The sequence below is a fragment of the Methanobrevibacter sp. genome, assembly GCF_017940815.1.
GTDB lineage: Archaea > Methanobacteriota > Methanobacteria > Methanobacteriales > Methanobacteriaceae > Methanocatella.
Genome location: NZ_JAGAXX010000023.1, coordinates 1 through 6311, shown reverse-complemented (window position 1 = coordinate 6311; position 6311 = coordinate 1). Strand labels below are relative to the sequence as shown.

The 6311-nt window shown below is 37.1% G+C and carries 6 protein-coding genes; 5 read left to right on the top strand and 1 reads right to left on the bottom strand.

Features of this window, described 5'->3' with window-relative positions:
• The first annotated feature begins 438 nt into the window (after positions 1-438).
• From ILA26_RS03385 to ILA26_RS03375, 3 genes are all read left to right on the top strand, one after another.
• The gene (locus ILA26_RS03385; RefSeq protein WP_292894069.1) at positions 439-3036 is read left to right on the top strand and encodes an ATP-dependent helicase; all 2598 of its coding nucleotides are present in this window, start codon (positions 439-441) and stop codon (positions 3034-3036) included.
• Positions 3037-3107: 71 nt separating this feature from the next.
• The gene (locus ILA26_RS03380; protein WP_292894067.1) at positions 3108-3476 is read left to right on the top strand and encodes a DUF5518 domain-containing protein; all 369 of its coding nucleotides are present in this window, start codon (positions 3108-3110) and stop codon (positions 3474-3476) included.
• A gap of 17 nt (positions 3477-3493) precedes the next feature.
• Entirely contained in the window at positions 3494-3913 is a 420-nt protein-coding gene (locus tag ILA26_RS03375) for a hypothetical protein (RefSeq protein WP_292894065.1), read from the top strand.
• 8 nt (positions 3914-3921) lie between these two features.
• On the opposite strand, the gene ILA26_RS03370 is transcribed toward ILA26_RS03375, so the two are convergent.
• Positions 3922-5013 carry a formate--phosphoribosylaminoimidazolecarboxamide ligase gene (locus tag ILA26_RS03370; protein WP_292894063.1) on the bottom strand — a complete coding sequence of 364 codons (1092 nt, stop codon included), beginning with the start codon at positions 5011-5013 and terminating at the stop codon, positions 3922-3924.
• 101 nt (positions 5014-5114) lie between these two features.
• Between ILA26_RS03370 and ILA26_RS03365 the strand changes: the two genes are divergently transcribed.
• Positions 5115-5645, top strand: a complete 531-nt coding sequence (locus ILA26_RS03365) for a metallophosphoesterase (RefSeq protein ID WP_292894061.1) — start codon at positions 5115-5117, stop codon at positions 5643-5645.
• A 1-nt stretch (position 5646) separates the two neighbouring features.
• Entirely contained in the window at positions 5647-6279 is a 633-nt protein-coding gene (locus ILA26_RS03360; RefSeq protein ID WP_292894059.1) for an SAM-dependent methyltransferase, read from the top strand.
• Positions 6280-6311 lie beyond the last annotated feature (32 nt).

Below are 6311 nucleotides of genomic sequence, written 5' to 3'. Positions count from 1 at the left end.
ACTTATTTAAGTAATTTACTATTTTTTAATTGTTTATTTTGAAATTAAAGAAAAATTAGAACGAATTTTCATCGAAGTGAAATTTCAAGTGTAAAAAAATAAAATTTGAAAGAAGCCTATGAAATTTTACAGACTCCTTTTAAGTTAAATAAATCATTCATTTTTTATACCACCTTAGGCTTATGCCTATGATTAAATATATTACATTCGAAACTATTTAAAAATTTTGTTTAACCAAAAAAATTCCAAAATGTTGAAAATTAATTAGAAAAATGTAAAAAATAATAGATAATTTTGATTAAGTGATTAAAAAATCATCGGAAAAAATTTCAATGTATGAAAAAAATATCATTAAAAATTATCACACTGACCATTAAATTTAAGAAAAATTAAAAATTAAATTAAGATTAATCAATTTATAAAAATGAGGAAAGGATAATGATTGAAGAGCAAACAAAAAGTTATTCAAAAAAACAAATCTACAAAACCCTACACCCTTGGGTCAGACAATGGTTTGAAAATCAGTTTGATGACTTTACCCCTGCCCAGAAAAGATCAATCATTGACATCCACAAGAAAAACAATATTCTCATCTCATCACCGACAGGTTCAGGTAAGACCTTGACAGCATTTCTCTCGGTTCTCAGTGAATTGACCTCACTTGCTGAAAAAGAGGAACTGAAAGACAAGGTTTACTGCATTTACATTTCCCCATTGAAGGCACTGGACAATGACATCGAGAAAAATCTTGACGACCCGTTAGAGGGCATTGAAAAGATAGCTGGCAAAAAGCTTGGAATAAGAAAGGCAGTCCGTACAGGAGACACCACACAGTACCAAAGGCAAAAGATGCTTAAAAAGCCACCACACATTCTAATCACAACACCGGAAACATTGTCAATATTGCTTGTTGCTCCAAAGTTCAGGGAAAAGCTGAGCCATGTGAAATATGTGATAATTGACGAAATCCACTCCTTGGCGGAAAACAAAAGAGGAGTTCATCTAAGCTTATCACTGGAAAGATTGCAACATCTGATAGGCCAATACACCAGAATCGGACTTTCAGCAACTGTTAGCCCATTAGAGGAAGTTGCCAAATTCCTTGTCGGATACGAATACGGCGTCGAACGAAACTGCAAGATAGTGAACATAAACTACCTGAAGGAACTGGACATGGAAGTGATGTGTCCTGTAAGTGACATAGTCCTCGCAGACGAAGAGGACACACGTTTGGGAATGTATGATTTGCTTGATGACCTAATTCAAGAAAACAAAACCACATTGATATTTACAAACACCCGTAGCGGAACAGAGAGATTTGTTTACAACCTGAAGAAAATGTATCCGATGAACTATAATGATTCAAACATAATGGCCCACCACTCATCACTTTCAAAGGAAGTTCGTCTGGAAACAGAAAACAAACTGAAAGAAGGAAAATTGAAGGCAGTAATTTCATCAACATCCCTTGAGCTTGGAATTGACATAGGATACATTGATTTGGTAGTTTTAATAAACTCACCGAAATCCGTTGCAAGAGCACTTCAAAGAATCGGTAGAAGCGGACACCGGCTTCATGAAAAGTCCAAGGGAAGGATAATAGTAACCGACAGGGACGATTTAGTGGAATGCTCAGTCTTACTTAAGAATGCCAAGGAAGGAAAAATTGACAAAATCAACATTCCAACCAACTGTCTTGACGTGTTGGCACAGCACATCTACGGAATGAGCATTGAAAATCCATGGGACATTGACTATGCATTCGACATCGTAAGAAAAAGCTATTGCTACAAGGATCTCACAAGGGACGATTATGAGGACGTATTGAGTTATATGGCTGGAGAATATCCTGAACTTGAAGAGAGATACGTTTATGCAAAAATATGGATAGATTATAAGCAAAATACCTTTGGAAAGCGTGGAAAACTGGCAAGAATGCTTTATTCAACAAACATAGGCACAATCCCCGACTCCTCCGGAGTGCTCGTCAAATGCGATGGAGAAACCGTTGGAAAAATCGAGGAATCATTCATGGAAAGATTGAAAAAGGGAGACACCTTCGTTTTGGGAGGCAGAACATACAGATTCAATTACGGCAAGGGAATGACAATAAACGTTACCCCTGCAAGCGGACCTCCAACAATCCCCTCATGGTTTTCACAGCAATTGCCATTGTCCTTTGACCTTGCAATGGACATTCAAAAGTTCAGGTCATTCATGGAGGCTAAATTCGAATATAGAAGAAGCAAAGAAGAGATAATGGAATTCATTTATGATTATCTCTATGTGGACGACTTTGCGGCCAATTCCCTCTACGAATATTTTGTGGAACAGTACAAATATGCAAAGATTCCATCAAATCGTTGCCTATTAATTGAATATTACAGAGGATTCGGAGACAGACGTTTCGTGATATTCCATTCACTTTTCGGAAGAAAGGTCAACGATGCTCTGTCCCGTGCCGTTGCATATGTCGTTGCCAAGAAGTACAACACAAACATAACAATCTCAATTTCAGACAACGGTTTCTATTTGAGCTCAGATGGCACCATTGGAGGCCTGGAATCATTCAGAGAACTTAATCCTGAAAACTTTGAAAGGATACTTACAAATTCATTAAATAAAACAGAAACCCTTGCTTCAAGATTCAGACATTGTGCAGGAAGGTCACTGATGACTCTAAGAAGGTACAAAGGGGAATCAAAATCTGTTGGCCGCCAACAGGTTAGGGGAAAAATCCTTCTCAAGTTCGTTCAGGAAATGGATGACAACTTTTCAATCTTGAAGGAAGCAAGAAGGGAAGCGTTGGAAGATTACATGGACATAAAAAATGCATTGAAAGTCATAAATATGGTTGACAGCGGAGAGATGGAAATAAAAACCATCAATACGGTGATACCAAGCCCATTTGCATTCAATCTGGTCTCACAAGGTTACTTAGATGTGCTAAATCAAAATGACAAGGGAGAATTCACCAAAAGAATGCATCAAGCAATACTTGATCAGATTAAAGATAAATTAAAAGACATTTATTAAACCAAATTTCAAAAATTAAAAATAAATACTTTTATAAATGAAATTAGATAATTATATTAAAAGGTGATATTATGACTAAATGGAGTGCAGTATTTGTTGGTTTCATATTAGCGGTTTTCGTAAAATCATTTTTTGCACAATATGAATTTGTTGGATTGCTAATAGTTGGATTCATCACAGGATACATTGCCCACTCAGGAGCAATGGGAGGACTGTGGAACGCTGCCGTTGCGGGAGCATTAGGCACAATTATTACAGCAATAGTGTTTGTGCTGAGCGCAACCCTTGGAGGAAGCCTACTCGGCATCTTTGGAGGATTGGCCGGATTTACAATTTCCGGAATTGCAAGCATATTCACAATTATTGGATATTTGATTTATTATGCAATAGTTATGGGAATAACTGGAGCTGTTGGAGGGGCAATAGCTTCTAAAGAATAAGTTTTGGAGAAGATAATATGATGAAATTCTTACCAGACATTAATGTTAAGGCTTTGGTATTTGGTGCAGCAATAGCTGCTGCATGTATTATATTTGGATACCAATACAACGATTGGCTTTATCCATTTTCAGCAATAGGACTTTTATACGCAGGATACGGACAGAACACTGTCAAATTAGGAACTTTAATGGGATTACTTGCATCAACCCCAATAGTTATTTTGACATTACAAGGATATATGGGAACATTTTCAGGAGATTTCTTCGTAAGTGAAACCGGTGTGATAACCGTAACCTTAATCATTTTGATTGTTGGTGCTTTTGTTGGTTTGGTCGGTGCATGGACAAAAAGAAACCGTGTGAAAGCAATGGCTGAATACGAAAAACAACAAAAAATCGGAAAAAACAAGAATAAAAATAAAAATAAGAATAAATAATAACAAATTTATGTTATTATTTTTTCTAATTCATCTCTTTCTATACCACGTTTAATTTCAACAGCGATTCTTCTACCCATACTCATTGGTTTGCCGTAGGTTAAGTAGGAGTAAGGAGAACCATCCATGAATGTGTTAGTACCACCATCAGTTCTAGCACTGATTTCGAAACAGATTACCTCAAGATTATCGTTAACTAATGTTTGCATACAGAATGGACCGTTTAATCCAGGAGCAACTAATTTTTTAGCACTTTCAGTTAATTTGTCAGCCATGTCAAATACTTGTGGAAGTAATGATTCACGGATTACAGCAGGGTGGTTACCTGTTACAACATAAGATGGACTTAAATCAATGTCCAATTGGTCTTTTGCAGGCATTCTTACAAATCCGTCAATGCTTGATTCATATCTTGTATCCATACCCATCAATTCAACGGTATCATCAAGTGCAGAGTAGAAATAGTGTATACAGTAGTTACATCCGGATACGTATTCTTCAATGTGAGCAGCTTCAACATCACTGTCTTCTAACCATCCACGTGCTTTCATAGCTTCGATTTTTGCATCGAACTCTTCAGTAGATGATGCTACAAAGTAACCTCTTCCACCTCTTGCACCAGGGAACTTGACCATAACAGGACGGTCGATTTCAGAAGGATCATTATATTTGAATGGGATTCTTACATCACCTTCAACAAGCAATGCTCTTTCCTTATCTCTTTCTGCTTCCCATCTGAGAACATCTCTGTTTCCGAACATTGGGACGTTGAACTTATCTTCAACATTATCTAAACCAGCATATGCAACAAAAGATCCATGAGGAATGACGATTGCATTCATGTCTCGGAGTTTTTGTTGAACATCCTCATTGACAATGTCCTTGAATTCATCAACGATAATGTATTCATCAGCAACTCCAAAGCGTTGATATGGAATTTCCCTTCCTTTTTGACATACAATAGCTGTTCTAAATCCTTCTTCTTTTGCACCTTGTAAAATATGTAAAGAAGTGTGGCTTCCGAGAGTGGCTATTGTGATTTCACTTTTGTCATATTTAGCCAAGATTTCTAAAATATCTTCCTTTTTAACTTCTCCCATTTTATCTTCTCCTTAAAAGAATGATATATATAAATATATTTTTATGAATTTAAATAGTTTTATGAATAGATATTTATCTATAAAAAAAGGATTGAAAAAATATGTTAATCGGTTTAATTTCAGACACACATATCCCGGACAGGGCAAAAGAAATACCCCAAAAGGTATTCGATTCATTTGATAACGTTGATTTAATCATTCATGCAGGAGACTTGACCTCTCCAAAGGTCATTGAGGACTTGGAAAGGATAGCTCCAGTCATGGCAGTTCAAGGAAATATGGATAGGGTCAATGGAATTGACCTTCCAAAAGCCAAAATCATTGAGGCTGAAAGTTTGAAAATTGGAGTTGTTCATGGGGAAGTCTATCCCAGAGCGGATAGCGACCAGTTGCTTTACCTAGCACAGGAATTAGGTGCAGACATTTTGATTTCAGGACACTCCCACCAGCCTAAAATCGAACAGAAAAACGGAGTATTGCTTTTAAATCCTGGAAGCCCAATCGTTCCAAGGCTTGCAGACAGGACAGTAATGTTGCTCGAGATAAACAACAAGGAAGTTGACGTTGAAATCGTCAAGATTGGCGCTCCGGTATGCAGTGCACTAGATTTTGACCAATACAAGAGGGATTAGAATGGGAAGCAAATGGCAAATGGAAAAGCACAATGACCCATATTATAAAAAGGCTAAAAAGGAAGATTATCGTTCAAGAGCATCATATAAACTCAAGCAACTAGATAAAAAGTATAAGCTCATCAAGCAGGGAAACACAGTTGTTGACCTCGGAGCTGCACCTGGAGGATGGTCACAGGTGGCTTTAGAAAAAGTTGGAGAGGAAGGAATAGTTGTCGGAGTGGATCTGAACCGATTTAAGAAATTCCACGAGGAAAACTATTTCGGAATCAGAGGAGACTTCACAACTCCAGAAGTTCAGGAAAAAATAATGAAACTCATCGGAGGAAAGGCAAAGGTTGTAATGTCAGACGCATCCCCCTCATTAAGCGGAATCAAGAACATTGACCAGCTCAGATCAATAGACCTAACTTACACAGTTATCGGAATAGCTGAAAACATCCTCGAGCCAAAGGGAAATCTTGTCATGAAGGTGTTCCAGGGTCCGGAATACAAGGAGATGCTGGATTCACTCAAAGGCAAATTCAGACACGTGAGAACAACAAAACCCGCATCATCACGTAAAAAAAGTTCAGAAATGTATGTTGTTGGCCTGGAATATATGCCTAACAAAAAAAAGAGAAAAAGAAAATAATTTAAAGATTATTGTATGCTTGATTAGCTGTT